This window comes from Paraburkholderia sp. EG286A (assembly GCF_040965375.1).
GTDB lineage: Bacteria > Pseudomonadota > Gammaproteobacteria > Burkholderiales > Burkholderiaceae > Paraburkholderia.
In genome coordinates, this window is sequence record NZ_JBFRCB010000016.1 from 1 (window position 1) to 13,469 (window position 13,469).

10 protein-coding genes and 2 pseudogenes are annotated in these 13,469 nt (G+C 62.3%); 4 read left to right on the forward strand and 8 right to left on the reverse strand.

What is annotated here, in order from left to right:
* Window positions 1-133 precede the first annotated feature (133 nt).
* The 3 genes and pseudogenes from AB4Y35_RS39930 to AB4Y35_RS39940 all read right to left on the reverse strand — a co-directional run.
* A pseudogene (locus AB4Y35_RS39930) lies at window positions 134-574 on the reverse strand (phage integrase family protein); the annotation flags it as partial.
* 853 nt (window positions 575-1,427) lie between these two features.
* A complete protein-coding gene (locus tag AB4Y35_RS39935) occupies window positions 1,428-1,655 on the reverse strand; it encodes a hypothetical protein (protein WP_368692796.1) in 228 nt (75 codons plus the stop codon).
* An 801-nt stretch (window positions 1,656-2,456) separates the two neighbouring features.
* On the reverse strand, window positions 2,457-2,681 hold the full coding sequence (locus AB4Y35_RS39940) for a hypothetical protein (RefSeq protein ID WP_368692795.1): 225 nt from the start codon (window positions 2,679-2,681) through the stop codon (window positions 2,457-2,459).
* Between the two features lie 212 nt (window positions 2,682-2,893).
* Between AB4Y35_RS39940 and AB4Y35_RS39945 the strand changes: the two genes are divergently transcribed.
* On the forward strand, window positions 2,894-3,088 hold the full coding sequence (locus tag AB4Y35_RS39945) for a hypothetical protein (protein WP_368692794.1): 195 nt from the start codon (window positions 2,894-2,896) through the stop codon (window positions 3,086-3,088).
* 353 nt (window positions 3,089-3,441) lie between these two features.
* Here the strand turns inward: AB4Y35_RS39945 and AB4Y35_RS39950 are convergent, their stop codons facing one another.
* Complete coding sequence (locus AB4Y35_RS39950; RefSeq protein ID WP_368692793.1) at window positions 3,442-3,711, reverse strand: hypothetical protein; 270 nt, start codon at window positions 3,709-3,711, stop codon at window positions 3,442-3,444.
* A gap of 385 nt (window positions 3,712-4,096) precedes the next feature.
* Here AB4Y35_RS39950 and AB4Y35_RS39955 point away from each other — a divergent pair, with 385 nt between their 5' ends.
* The gene (locus tag AB4Y35_RS39955; RefSeq protein WP_368692792.1) at window positions 4,097-4,312 is read left to right on the forward strand and encodes a hypothetical protein; all 216 of its coding nucleotides are present in this window, start codon (window positions 4,097-4,099) and stop codon (window positions 4,310-4,312) included.
* Window positions 4,313-4,903: 591 nt separating this feature from the next.
* Here the strand turns inward: AB4Y35_RS39955 and AB4Y35_RS39960 are convergent.
* A complete protein-coding gene (locus AB4Y35_RS39960; protein WP_368692800.1) occupies window positions 4,904-6,340 on the reverse strand; it encodes a diguanylate cyclase in 1,437 nt (478 codons plus the stop codon).
* A gap of 382 nt (window positions 6,341-6,722) precedes the next feature.
* Between AB4Y35_RS39960 and AB4Y35_RS39965 the strand changes: the two genes are divergently transcribed.
* A complete protein-coding gene (locus tag AB4Y35_RS39965; RefSeq protein WP_368692791.1) occupies window positions 6,723-7,079 on the forward strand; it encodes a response regulator in 357 nt (118 codons plus the stop codon).
* Window positions 7,080-7,339: 260 nt separating this feature from the next.
* Entirely contained in the window at window positions 7,340-9,349 is a 2,010-nt protein-coding gene (locus AB4Y35_RS39970; RefSeq protein ID WP_368692790.1) for an ATP-binding protein, read from the forward strand.
* 483 nt (window positions 9,350-9,832) lie between these two features.
* On the opposite strand, the gene AB4Y35_RS39975 is transcribed toward AB4Y35_RS39970, so the two are convergent.
* The 3 genes and pseudogenes from AB4Y35_RS39975 to istA form a co-directional block, all read right to left on the reverse strand.
* Window positions 9,833-10,102, reverse strand: a complete 270-nt coding sequence (locus tag AB4Y35_RS39975) for a hypothetical protein (protein WP_368692789.1) — start codon at window positions 10,100-10,102, stop codon at window positions 9,833-9,835.
* A 23-nt stretch (window positions 10,103-10,125) separates the two neighbouring features.
* Window positions 10,126-10,752, reverse strand: coding sequence for an MgtC/SapB family protein (locus AB4Y35_RS39980; protein ID WP_368692799.1), 627 nt, complete (start codon window positions 10,750-10,752; stop codon window positions 10,126-10,128).
* Between the two features lie 1,524 nt (window positions 10,753-12,276).
* Window positions 12,277-13,407: pseudogene (istA, locus tag AB4Y35_RS39985) on the reverse strand (IS21 family transposase); the annotation flags it as partial.
* Between the last annotated feature and the right edge of the window lie 62 nt (window positions 13,408-13,469).

A 13,469-nucleotide genomic window follows, 5' to 3' on the forward strand; every position in this document is an offset into this window, starting at 1 on the left:
AGCCCGACGCACAGGCTCACCATCCTGACGCAGACATCGCCGGTCGATCGCGACCGTCGCGATGCAGCTACGCTCGCCCGCTGGTTGCGAACGATTCTACATTCGGTGTGGAGAATTCATCGCTTACTGCCGTGCCGAGTCCGGCGATCGCTGTCCACCAGCGCCGCCGGCGCGGAATCCGCACGGTCAGGTCCGCGAGGGTCCGGATTCCATGCGCACGCAGGGCGGCCACGACGCGCGGCGCCAACCATCGGTCGATCTCGTCGGCGATGTGCGGCTCCGGTGCCGGCAGGCGGCGCAGCGCCTCGATCGTGTGCGCGACGGTATCAGCCGACGCTGCCGGTCGCGCATCGAATGTTTGTGCCAGGTCGGGACGGTGCCGACTCGTCGCGAATGCGACCAGTGCGCGCCGGATGCGTCCGAGCACGCCGCGAGCAGACATTCCCGGCGCCTTGCGCTCGCCCAGATAGCGTGCGACAGCCGTACGGGCGTCGAGTCCGGCATACCACGCGCGCAGTGCAGCGAGTTCGGCGTCGTCGGGGAACCGGACGGGTTCAGTCTCATGCGTTTTCATGACCGCCAGTTTAGTCCAGATTTGATGCTGGACCGATAAGAGAAGTTATCGGTCCAGCTGCGTTTCCGTTCGTCCTTCGATGCTTCCTCGCTTCACAGAATGCCGATGCTACGCAAACGTTGGTCGAAGCTGTTCGCTGCGTGCCGTACGCCACTGGCTGATTGAATAGAGCGTGACCCTGCATTGAGGCGGGTAGCCGCGCCGCGGCCGTTGCAGCTGCCGTTATCGAAACAAATAGCAGCGCTCTGGTGCCCGAAGGAATTGCCCTCTGATGTGTAGCCCGCGCTGAGGGCTGTAGCAAATGTCCGCTTCCGGGAGATGCCGTATGACTCTTGCCGATTTCATTGATGCGAACATTGACCTGCTCCTTGCTGACTGGGTGGACCAGGCCCGTCGACTTGGCGCTGCACCGACAATATCGGCGGCGCACCTCCGGGATTCGGCGCAGCGGCTGTTCGCGGAACGGCGAAGAGCGCGATCCATACCGTCACGCTTTGCCGGTGCGTGGGGCTGCGGGGGTGCATAGAGCGGGCCAATCGCATGTTCGCCGTCCTGTGAATCCAACGTCGAGCATGTGATGTGCCTGCACTGCGGCTGTCGGCATCTTGGAGGAAGGCGAGAGCGGGATCGTGCGGTGTTAGCGCGCCCGGGCTCTCGGGCGCCGGTGATTCGATTTTTGACTTGATCGGCGATCGAACTCTTGCGAGCCTTCGTCGACCGCGAATTTGGTGTCTGCTATGCGCGTTCCCGCGCTGGTTCCATGAGCCACCGCATTTCGACGCCGGTTCAACTGAGCGCGGGCCACGCTGCAAAGAGTGCCTCGATCATGCGGGCACGGGCAGATATGCGCGGACTACATTTCGCTCACACAGTGCTCTTCAACCCAGCCCACTGCACGCTCGAGCGCAAAAGCCAGAGCCTCATTCTCGTCGATGAAATTTTCATCGAGGCAGAGGTCGTGAACATCGTCTTCGAGTGAACCATCTGACGCCGGAACGAAGATTCTCGCACTCGCCACGATTCTCCCGTCATCGATGCTTGCGCTCGCGCTGATCAGGCAGGACTGGAAAATGAATTGCATGGCTGGCTCCGGAAGGTTTTCGCATGACGAAAGGCGATGAGCAAATAACATGCGCAGCACAAAATGCAAGTGTCCGCGTAATGCTATGCATGTGCTGAAATCGACTTCCCGCACCGGGCTGACAAGGACGCCCCATATCCGAGACGTGCCCTTGGCGCGCGCTGCTTCCGATTCTGGCGCCGCTCTACGCGGCTCCCGGTGCTCCTGCTGCCGCAGCTGGTGCGGACCGCTTCGAACTGAGCTTCCCACTGTGCTGGGCAAGATGTAGTCTGGCAGCGAAGTGTAGGCATGGCTCGACGAGTTGCCACCTCCTTATGAGGTGCCGACGCACGCCCGGGATGGCAACAATGGCTATGCGTCCCTCTTGGTGGAAGCAGCACCCGTCGAGCCAGTTCAGTCTACACCCAGGCAGCCTTACGAGCGTGCAGGTTTGGAAACTCCCGCGAACTTACCCACAGGTGCGGTCGCGCAGTCGACCTCAGAGATTATTGGCAAACCTGTGCAAAGGATGAGCGACGCAGAGCGCGATGTGCTAGCCGAACGAGCGCGGCAGGTGGAAGGCGGCCACGCAAGACGATCAGAACTCGCACCTGGCGACATGGCACTCGCCGCTGCCTGCTACGCGTTCGAAGCCTTTCAGTGCCTCACAACACCTTTCTGTGTCCGTGGCCTGCGCTATGGTGGAAGCCATCGACACCGAGGCGCGAGCCAAGGCTCTGATCATCGCGGAGATCGAGCGCATCGACTGCGCGGGAGGTGAAGCGTGTTCATCTGAGACAAGCGTGTGGGGCCTTTGAGCAGTTATTGCACCGCGAAACGCTTCGCCATGTGCTTGCAGAGGCGGACGCCGGAATCAAGGGTCTCTTCAACCGTTCCGAAGTCACCTTGAATATCGGCAACCTCCATGGTGGCCGGGCAAGCCGCGTGGTCAGTGTGGACGATGCGCGCAATCCAGCGCCCCAGACCGCTCGACACAGCGGTCACCTTGTATTCCTGTGCGCCTATGCAAATGGTTCGGTCGTTCATGACTTAACTCCTTTCCCGCCGGCGGGAAGATTTACCAACGGAATGTCCTTCGATGCGCAAATTCCGAGCCGCGATAGGCATCAAAGGACGTATCCGAACAGGTAACCGCATTCCCATCGACGGGGACCGAATCACTCAAGGCAAGTGCTCGGCGTCAGTACATGGGCGGGGGTACTGCGCCCGATGGAGCCGACCCGGTTAGCGTTCTATTCGTGATCAAGCCGTGGCAGGTCCGCGAGCGTTCGACCCGCATCGGAATCAGCGACCACCATTTCAATGCCTTCGCGTCCAGCCTCGTCGATAACGCGTCGGACCTCCGGGCCGGCGACACGCTGTCCATCCAGTGGAAAGACCGTTACGACGGTGTCGCCCTTAGCCAGTGCATCCGCCACTTCGATTACAGGTGATGGGTGCGGAGCGACCTCAAATTGTTCTCCACTCACGGACACCTGGCCCCAAAGCACGTGTGTGACCCTTTGCGAATTCCCGTCCATCCGAACCGCAGTTATAGCGTGTACTGCCATCGCTTTTCCTCCCCTGTTGGGGAAATCCTAGCACGAGCGCAACGATCGGCCATTTCGGCATTTACCGATACCGCGAGTTGGCGACGCACCTTCGCCGACGGTGCGCGGACGATGTTTCTCATGCTGAACGCGCCCGTAACATCGTCGAGACGCATTCTGGAATGCATCGCTATACAGTCATTGGCTGCGTGACTGAGGCAACAATAAGCGTGACTGGCGCCGCATTCGAAATCATGTCAGGTGTCGTTTGCAGTTCCTCTATGCAGGGCAACACGCGTGCGGGGATCCGCAACCTCCGGCGCATGCATGTCGTCGGGAAAATCCAGCCAGAGCAGGCGCGTGGGGAAAAGCAGCGGCGAGAGGACGTAGCAGCCGCTTTCCTGCATCCCGGATGCGATTGCACACCACGCGTTCCAGGTTTGACCCAGTGCGTGAACGAAATGGCGATGCAGCCACTCCTGCGGGCGACTGAGGGCGGCAAATGGGCGGGCATGAAGGCCAGCCATTCAAGCAATCCAAAAGGCGGATAATTTCCCTGGCAGCGCGTGAGTGTCTGAAGCGCCGCTCCCAGGTCAGGCGCCATCCCAGCAGGGCAATCGATCGGGCAGAGGTATTGCCGTCGCACAGCAACAACCCGAATTCGGGCGAATAGCGAACGGACCCGTCCTCTGGCTGTACGGGCCGGATTGAACGCGCCAGACGGCACACACGATTTTTCTGGATCTTTCTATAAATGGCGCACAGCGTGACGCATGTGTGGTTGACGTGTGGCCAATCGGCTGCCCAGGCGCAGCGCGCCGGCTGCCGCACTGCCGGACGAGAGCCGCCCCCGCTTCGTGCACTGGCGCCAGGTACGGGATCGACGCTGGGCAACTCTGGCGGACTGCGAAGGTGTCGCTCCAGTTCGCCGATAAACGCGAGGCGACGGGGAATATCCGAGTACGCCTGGATTTCGTCGCCGGGAAGGTACTGTCCGGCCGCATCGCGGATACGCCTCCTGCCTGGGCCGAGCAGCTGTGCGTACCGGTAGAAGTAGTCGTGCCAAGCACGCAGGCGATCCAGCCCCGTAGCGTCGATACCGGTTTGCGCGTGCAGGCGACGAAGTGAGGCTGCGGCGAGCAGGGAGTGGCCGCAGGCCGGGCAGGCATACGGAGGGCGTACGAGCCCTGCGTGGAGGCGGTATGGGAGCGGTCGCCCACAACCCGTGCAGGCCTCGCACAGCACGCATCCGTGAATGGGGCAGCGCCCGAACGCGGTGAACTGAAAAATCGTTGCATGAAAGCCTGCCGAAGCACAGATCAGGCAGAATCGCAGCGACGGGCTCGCCGCGTCGAGCAACGCATCGCCGCTATTCGCAGTGCAAAACGAATTTTCAAGATCGTGCAGGCCGATATGCAAGGTGTCGGCCAGGTCGGTGAGCCTGAAGGCATCGGCCGCCCGGAGGTCAATACCCTCGCCCGTATTGATTGCTGGCAGGATTGCCAGGGCCTCGCCGAGTTGTGTCCAGTTCAGGCGGTTGAGCATCTGAAATCTTGCGAACCGCGACCACGCAGATCCGACCTCGTAGGTCCAGGCCGCTCGCGTCGTATACGTTCTCCTGTGAGCGGTGGAAACCCGGTTGTGCTCTTGCCAGGGCAACGGCAGTCAATACGGCCTTATGTCGGGCTGCCGGAGATCGCAAGTCCCTGCTGGTGCAGATCACGCCGCAGGTGCAGTGGACAGCGCAACCTTGTTTCGACCCGTCGCCTTCGCGTTGTACAGTGCTTCGTCGGCCGCGCGAATGACTGCGGTCACGTCTTCGTCCTTGTCTGGCATCCAGGCTGCCGCACCGATACTGGCAGTGACACGACCATACTCGCTGCCGGCATGTTCGATCGCGAGATCGCTGATCGCCGCGCGGATTTTTTCCCCGATCGACGCGGCGCCCTCCGGGTCGGTGTCTGGCAGCACGACCACGAATTCTTCGCCGCCATAGCGGGCAGCGCTATCCGTTGGCCGGCGAATGTTCTCGCCGATGCATCTGGCCACAGCGGCCAACGTATCGTCGCCTGCCTGATGCCCGTAGGTGTCGTTGTATGCCTTGAACCGGTCCACATCGACAAACAGCAGCGAGAACATGTTGCGCGTGCGTCTGGCGCGACGCCATTCCCTGTCCAGGATCTCGCCGAGCGTGCGGCGGTTGTTCAGTCCGGTCAGGCCATCCGTGCGGGCCAGCATAGCCAGTTCTGACTCCGCGCGCATCCGGCGGCGCAGTTGCGCGCCCAGCGCGCAGGAAAGACCGACGAAGCCAAGAGCGCAAGCCGCCATCAGCGAGCCGATGGTCAGTGCACGATGTCGCCACGCAGCGTAGATGTCGGAATGAGCATCGGCCACCATGATGATGAGCGGGAGATGCGGGAAGTTCCTGAAGTAATACAGCCGCTGCTCGCCATCAATCGTCGAGGTGTCGGAGAAGCTGCCTTCCGGTGCTGCGATGAACTGCCGGAACGTACTGGCATCCCGGATATTCCGGCCAATGACCTTACGGTCGTAGGGCTGTCGCATGATCATCGCGCCGTCCCGACCGATCAGCGCGACGGACCCGTGCGGGCCCAGCGACAGTCCGGCGAACAACTGGTGGAAATATTCGAGATCGACCGCGACCATGGCGACGCCCGCGAACGAACCGTCCGGCCGCGAAATCCGGCGACTGAGCGCGATGCTTGGCGAACCGCCACGAAGCCGGGACATATAGGGATCGCTGACGTAAAGGCCAGCCTTCGGGTTGTCCCGGTGCACCGTGAAGTATTGCCGGTCGGCGAAGTTGGCCTTGCGCGGCACGTCGCTCCCGGAATCGATCGCGATATTACCCGCAGCATCGAGTACCAGGATCGATCCTAGATAGGTGGCCGTTGCGGCGCGATCGAACAGCATTTCGTGCCGCAATCGCGGCACCGACTGCATGATCTCGGGATCGTTCACACCGTCGATTACCGCCTGCAGTGACAGGGTGTACAGCTCGAAATTGCGTTCGATGTCACGCTCAGCCATGACGGCCAGGTTGCGCGAAGTTTCCGATGTGCGCGCCATGGCGTCCAGCCGGCTCTGGTAGAGCGATGCGGCGCACAGGGCAGTCATAAAAAGGGCCGTTACCATCCCGGAAGCAATGACGATGGATGGCACCGATAGCCAGCGAGAGAGCCGTTGTGCCAATTGCAGGGAGCGTGAGCGTTTTTCGTTCTTTGGCATTGGTCTCCACAACGACCGCTGATCGATTCCGTCGTCAGCGATGCGGCCTCCAGAAAGTATTCAGCCTGTCGGTACGGCGCCTTCGCGCCACACGTATTTTATCTTCCGGGCGCGATAAGCTCCCCTTTGCCGGATAGAAACCGTCAACCATTCATCGCCAACAGCGAAACGAAAGACCTGTGCGCAGACACCAGGACTCCATTCTGGCTCACTGGCGGCGCCGCGTTTCCCTCAGCGACGGCTTGGGTACGCGCATTGCTGCCTATGCTCAGATTAATGGGGGAACGGATTGGCGACCGTACTTCTGGTGGACGACGACCCACGGTTGCTGGACGCATTGGCCGCGCTCGTCGAGTCCGACGGCTTTCATGCGATCAAGGCGCTCAACGGGGCGCAGGCGCTGCGCTGTGCCCGCGCAGAGCGGCCGGCCATCGTCGTGACCGACTACATGATGCCGGTGATGGACGGCGAAACGCTCATTCGCGCGCTGGCAAGGGATCCGGGACTTGCCGGCGTGCCGGTCGTGCTGAGCTCGGCGGTCGCCGCAGCGCCCGGCAGGCTGCCGGTCGCTGCGTTCCTGCGCAAGCCGTTCCCCGCAGCACGCCTTCTCGAATTGCTCCACCAGTACACTGCACCCGGCAGCTAACGGCTCGGTGTGCCACACAAGTTAGGGCTGCCGTCCTCCGGTGTATCCATTATCCCGTGCCCTTTGATGGTGTCTTGCGCGCACGCACGTTCCCGCGCGGAACGCGCGTGCGTTGAACTTCATGCTTTCCACATAATTTACGGGCGACCGCAGGGCCGGGCGTCTACCATTACACTGGCAACACTGGCGCTGCCTTACCGCCTGGAGCAATGTGCGCTGGACGCTGAAAACATCAAATAACCACACGAGAGCACCGCACCATGACTGATGGGAACCATCCTGTCGGCGCACGGCTAGCCGATTACCTGATGCAACGGCGGGCACAACTGACGCGGCGCTGGCTGCGGATGGTGAGCCAGCAGATGCATATCCGCCCGCTTACCCGCGAGGGAGTGGTCGGCCTGATGAACCAGCTTCCCCTCCTGTTCGATGAGCTGTGCGCGCTGCTAAGCCATAAACCCGCACCGGACGACGTTGTCATGCGTGCCCTTCACGGGGCGCGCCTCCACGCTGGTGAGCGCTGGCGCCAGGGCTTTGCGCTCGACGAACTCTATCTCGAACTCGATCTGCTGCAGCGGTGCGTTCAGGCGTTCGTGCGCGATTACTTCGCGCAAGCCCCAACCCGGGCTGGCCAGGCCGCCCTCCACGAAGCCGTCGAGCAGTTCTTCAGCGACACCATCCGCGGAGCCGTCAGGCAGTACCAGGCGCAGCTGGATCGGCGCGTTGACGAGGCGCTGGGCGAACGGGATCGTGCCTTTGCTGCGGAGCGCAGGAGCGAGGCACGCCTGCGCATCGCCGCCGAGGCAGCAGGTCTGGGAATCTTCGAATGGGATCCCGTAACCGACGCTGCTGTCTGGGAAAACGCGCGAATGTACGAGATCACCGGTCAGCCCGCAGCGAAAGGGCCGCTCGGGAAGGAAGAATTTGTTGCAACCGTTACCCGCGTTGAGGACGTTACGCGTCTGCGGGACATGCTCAAGACGGCGCAGGAATCGTCAGGAGAATTTCACGTCGTGGTCGGCATCCGGAAAATCCAGACGGGTGCTCACTGCATGGTCGAAATTTCGGCGCGGTTCATGAACGATGCGTCGGGGTCCAGACAGGTTCTCGTCGGGACGCTGGCCGACGTCACCGGTCGCGTCAGCGCCGAGCAGACACTCAGAGATGCGGACAGGCACAAGGACACATTTCTCGCGACGCTCGCCCATGAACTCCGGAATCCGCTCGCGCCCATTCTCAATGCCGCGCATCTGCTGAGCCGCCCGGAAACCGATCCCCGGCAGCTTCGCTGGATTCGGGATGTGATCGAGCGGCACGCAAGGCATATGGCCCACCTGATCGACGACCTGCTTGACCTGTCACGGATCTCTGCAGGAAAGCTCCGCCTGAGCGAGGAGACTTTCGACGTTCGAACCTGTATCGAGAGTGCGGTCGAGATCCACGCGCCGGCTGCGGCCGCACACCGGCACCAGCTGGAAGTCCTCGGCATTCAGGGGGCGCCGCTGTTCGTGCGGGGCGACCCGATCCGCATCACCCAGGTGCTTTCAAACCTGGTCGACAATGCCGTGAAGTACGCAGGCGATGGCGGCCACATCCGTGTCAGCGTAAGTAGCACGGCAGGCCGCGTCTCGATCGCCGTTGAGGATGACGGGATCGGCATGGAGCCGTCGCTCATTCCCTCGATGTTTGAAATGTTCGGACAGGCGCCTGATGGCGGCGCGGCGGCCAAGGCAGGACTGGGCATCGGGCTGTCCGTGGCGCGCTCGGTGATGGTCATGCACGGCGGAACGATTGACGCCACGAGTGAGGGGCCGGGACGCGGCAGTCGCTTTACGGTCAGCCTTCCCTTGTGCAATGAGCCGCCCGCCCGGTGCGAAAAAAGCGAACCGGCCGACGTTGAACCGGCATCGCCGCCTCGACGCGTGCTGATCGTCGACGATAACTCCGACGCCGCGCTCTCACTTGCGCAGGTCCTCGACAGTCACGATGTCCGCATCGCTACCACCGGCAGGCAGGCACTTGAGATTGTTTCCGCCGGTTTCCGCCCGGAGATCATCCTCCTTGATCTCGGGTTGCCGGACATGAGCGGCTACGACGTTGCGCGGCAGCTTGCGGAACGGGTATCCGTCGAACGCCCCATACTCGTGGCGCTTACAGGTTACGGCCAGCCGGAGGAGAGGGAGCGCACACGTCATGCAGGGTTCGCCCATCATCTGGTCAAGCCTGTGCCGGTAGAAGAAGTCCTGCGACTGGTCGCAGCCGGCGGATGAGGGCTTTCTTCACACATTTGACCGAAAAGACCCACGAGGCGACGGCGATGAAACGCAGGTACTTTGTATGTGCCAATGGGCATGAAGGCGAAGAGGTGACATCCGGGAACGACGAATTGCCTTCTTCGCAGAACGAACTGATCCGGACGACCGGGATCGTGGATAACGGGATCGATACGCGCGGGCAACTTCGCTATCGATGCAGGACAGGCGGCGAGCCCATGTCGGAAACGGGAACGTCATGAGCTTCGACATGAGCGATCGCGCGAGACGCGTGCCCAGGTGGGCGCCGCGTTCCCGGATCTGACGCCTGCTCACGTGCCCGACCACACGGTCAGTGACGTTGACCTGCAGTTGAACAGGAGTGACGCTGATAATGGCGGGCTCTCCGTGCTGGCCTTTTTCCATGTGCGGGTTCACCACGGTGACGCGCAGGCTGCATCGAGTGACCAGCGCGCGAGCCGCTCGCCTGACCATCCGCGCTCAATGACGGTCATGACAGAACAGGTCGTCGACGATCCTGCACGCCGCGCTGTATCCGCCCGCGAGCGCATCCGCCTCCGTAGCGAAGGGCCGGCCACCCGCTTCCCCAAAGCGCAAGGGGGAAAACACCGCGACGGTGTTGGCCTTCTGAAATATCCTGACGACGGCGACGTACCCTGGCCTTGCAGGCTCGAGGCCGCTCGGTCTGGTGATGTCGGGCTTGACGGCGATTTCGAGCCTGAGGCCTTCGTAGTCGTAGCTTTGTGTCACGACTGTCTCCCCGCCTTGTCGCCTTATTTCTCGCGTCGACACTCGCGCACACCCGACATGGCTTCCAGCCGCGCGGAGATCGCCGAATATTCGGTCGCGCTCATGCGCGACAGTGCGATCTGCACATCGTCGAGATCGGCGTCATCTGCCTGGTGAACGCTATCCAGCGAGACACTACCGTGCTCGGCCAGCAACTGTATGCTGCGCTGCTGGCGCACGGAAATAAAGCACCGCTCCAGAGGCTTTACGCCCACCAGGATGATCATGATGATGGCCGTGGCTCCGATCGCGGCCGTGTACATGCCACCAACCACTGCCAGCCCGATGCCCGCGACAGACCAGAGACTCGCCGCTGTCGTCAGACCGCGCACTACCTCACCACGCAGAGGTATCGACCCCGCGCCAAGAAAGCCAATACCGGAAACCACCTGGGCGGCGACCCGGGACGGATCGAGCACGACGTTCTTCTCGCCCAGCACGTCGGCAAAACCGAACGCCGAGACCAGCATCATCAGTGCGGCCCCGACGCAGACGAGCATGTGTGTGCGCAGACCGGCCGCCCAGTTCAGCCGCTCGCGCTCGAAGCCGATCACGCTGCCGAGCAGCGCAGCCATCAGCAGGCGAGACAGAAGCTCAAAATTGCCAATCATTTTTTCGACCCAGCAGGAGTTCACGAAGCCGGCACCACCGGTCAATGAACGGATTGTGACACTGGCGTGACAATGGTGTCGACAGCAGGATAAGCGCTACGCCGCTTACCGCGGGGCCAGTGCGATCGCGCACAGGAACAGTGTTCATCCAGACCTGTCAGGGTCCACCGGACGCCTGCGACGCGGGACGACATGCCCCGCCCAAACGCGCGAGGCCCAGGGCATCCCTGTCGTCGGGGTAGTCCGTCCAGAGCAGGCGCGTGGGGAAAAGCAGTGGAGAGATGACGTAGCCGCCACCTTCCTGCATGCCGGATGCGATTGCGCGCCATGCTCGCCAGGTTTCATCCAGTGCATGAATAAAATGGCGAAGCAGCCAGTCCTCCCGGTCACGTGCCCTGGGTGGTGGCAAATGCGCAGGCATGAACGCCAGCCACTCAAGCAGCCCGAAAGGCGGATACTCTGCCTGACAGCGCATGAGCGTCTGGATGCTGAAGCGCTGCTCCCAGGACAGGCGCCAACCCAGCAGGGCGATCGACCGTGCCGGCACTGTACCGTCGAATAGCAGCAGCCTGCGGTCAGGCAGATGATGTGCGGAAGCGATTCCCGGCCGGACGGGGCGGATGAAACGTGCCAGGCGGCGGCTGCGGCTTCTGCGTATCCGCCTGTATGCAGCATGATGCATATGCGGTCAACATGTGGCCATCTGGCCGCCCACGCGCAGCGTGACGGCCGAAACGCCGACGCGCGCGGGCCGCCCCTGGCTCGCAGGGTAGTGTCAGGCACGGGAGATACGCGGGGCATGAGCGGCGGCAGCGAAAGAACTTGCTGCAGCTCGCCGATAAACGCGAGGCGATGGGGAATGCTCGAATGCGACTGGATTTCGTCGCTGGGGAGATACTGCCCTGCGGCGTCGCGCCTATAGCGCCTTCCGGGGCTGAGCAGTTGCGCATAGCGGATGAAGTAATGATGCCATGCACGAAGGCGATCCAGCCCCGCTGTGTCGATCCCTGTCTTCGCGTGCAGGCGACGAAGCGACATGGCGGCGAGCAGGGAGAGGCCACAGGAGTGGCAGGCGTATGGCCGGCGCACGAACCCCGTCTGGAGGCGGTACGAGAGTGGTTGACCACAGCCGGTGCAGGTGTCTCGCAGCGGACATCCGTGAATGGGGCAACACCTGAACGCCGTGAACTGGAAGAGTGTTGCATGAAAGCCTGCCGAAGCGCAGATCTGGCAGAAGCGAAGGGACCGGCTCGCCGCGTCGAGCAGCGCATCGAAGCGATTCGCAGTACAGAATGAATTCTCAAGATCGTGCCGGGCAATCTGCAGGGTATCGGCCAGCCTGACGAGATCGAAGGCATCTGCCGCCCGGAGGTCAATACCGTCGCTCGTGCTGATTGCTGGCCGGATTGCGAGGGCTTCGCCGAGTTGTGCCCAGTTCAGGCGGTTGAGCAACTGGAATTTTGCGAATCGCGACCACGCGGACTCGACCTCGAAGGTCCACGCCGCACGCGTCGTATACGTTCTCCGGTGGCCGCGCAGGAAGATCTCGACAGTCGTCTTCGTATGGCGCACGTCGACCTGTTCGCGGGCGTGACAGTACGAGACGGAGTAAAAGTGCTCGTCAAGCTCGACATGGTAATCAATGCCGACGCGGGCAACCTTCCACTGCGCGTACTGGTAAGGCCTTTCTGGCAGCGGGCGAAGTGCCGGGCGATCAAGCTCCTCGAAGGCACTGCGGCGGCAGCCGGGCAGCTTCTTGAACGGCCTGTTGTTCAGGTCGACGAGCAGTGCCGCGATAGCGCGATTGGCTTCGTCGAGGCTGAACAGCCGCTGATTGCGCAGCCGCGCCAGAATCCAGCGCTGCGCCAGGAGTACCGACTGCTCGACCTTCGCCTTGTCGCGGGGCCGACGTTTGCGGGCCGGGATGATCGCCATGGAGTAATGGGCGCCCATCTCGCCATAGGTGCGGTTGAGAACCGGATCGTAGAAGTCGGCCTTATGCACGCCAGACTTCAGGTTGTCGGGGACCAGGATCTCGACACAGCCGCCGATGAAGTTGAATGCGCGCACATGCGAGCCGATCCAGTCTTCGAGCTGCTGGGTCCAGGTGGCTTCGGCATACGTGTAGTTGGACGCACCGAGCGTCGCGACGAACAACTCCGCCTCGCGGATTTCGCCAGTGTGCGGATCAACGATCCCCAGTCTGTTGCCCGAGTAGTCGATGAACAGCTTCTCGCCGGGCGTATGTGTCTGGCGCAGCGTGACCGGCAGGGCTGCCGCCCATCGCTCGTAATGCTTGCAGAACCAGCTATAGCCGTAGCCTTCGGGTTCCTGGCCCCTGTACTCGTTCCAGAGCAGGTCGAGCGTTACGCCTTTCCTGCCGAGCTCACGGTGCACCAACGGCCAGTTGGGCATCGGGCGTGTACGGCTTAACGACGGTGGCGGCGGAAACAGCAGCGCCTCAAGCGCCGCCTCGTCCAACGCGATCGCCTTCTCGAAGTCCAGTTGCGCGCGCCGGGCACGATCCAGGTAGTCCCAGACCGTTGCGCTCGACAAGCCAATCGTCGTCGCGATCTCGCGCTGGCTGCGCTCGCACACAAAGCGCAGGCGCAGCACTTCCTTGATTTGACGCATGGATAACCTTTTATTCGACATTCGCACGCCCGACAAAATCGTCGAGAGTGCCATGGTTATCCCGCGTCGCCGTCCCTCCAGCT

Excerpts from the sequence above, each read along its gene's own strand:
- AB4Y35_RS39935 (WP_368692796.1), bottom strand. The coding sequence starts at position 1,655 with ATGCAATTCATTTTCCAGTCCTGCCTGATCAGCGCGAGCGCAAGCATC.
- AB4Y35_RS39940 (WP_368692795.1), bottom strand. The coding sequence starts at position 2,681 with ATGAACGACCGAACCATTTGCATAGGCGCACAGGAATACAAGGTGACC.
- AB4Y35_RS39950 (WP_368692793.1), bottom strand. The coding sequence starts at position 3,711 with ATGGCTGGCCTTCATGCCCGCCCATTTGCCGCCCTCAGTCGCCCGCAG.
- AB4Y35_RS39960 (WP_368692800.1), bottom strand. The coding sequence starts at position 6,340 with ATGGTAACGGCCCTTTTTATGACTGCCCTGTGCGCCGCATCGCTCTAC.
- AB4Y35_RS39970 (WP_368692790.1), top strand. The coding sequence starts at position 7,340 with ATGACTGATGGGAACCATCCTGTCGGCGCACGGCTAGCCGATTACCTG.
- AB4Y35_RS39980 (WP_368692799.1), bottom strand. The coding sequence starts at position 10,752 with ATGATTGGCAATTTTGAGCTTCTGTCTCGCCTGCTGATGGCTGCGCTG.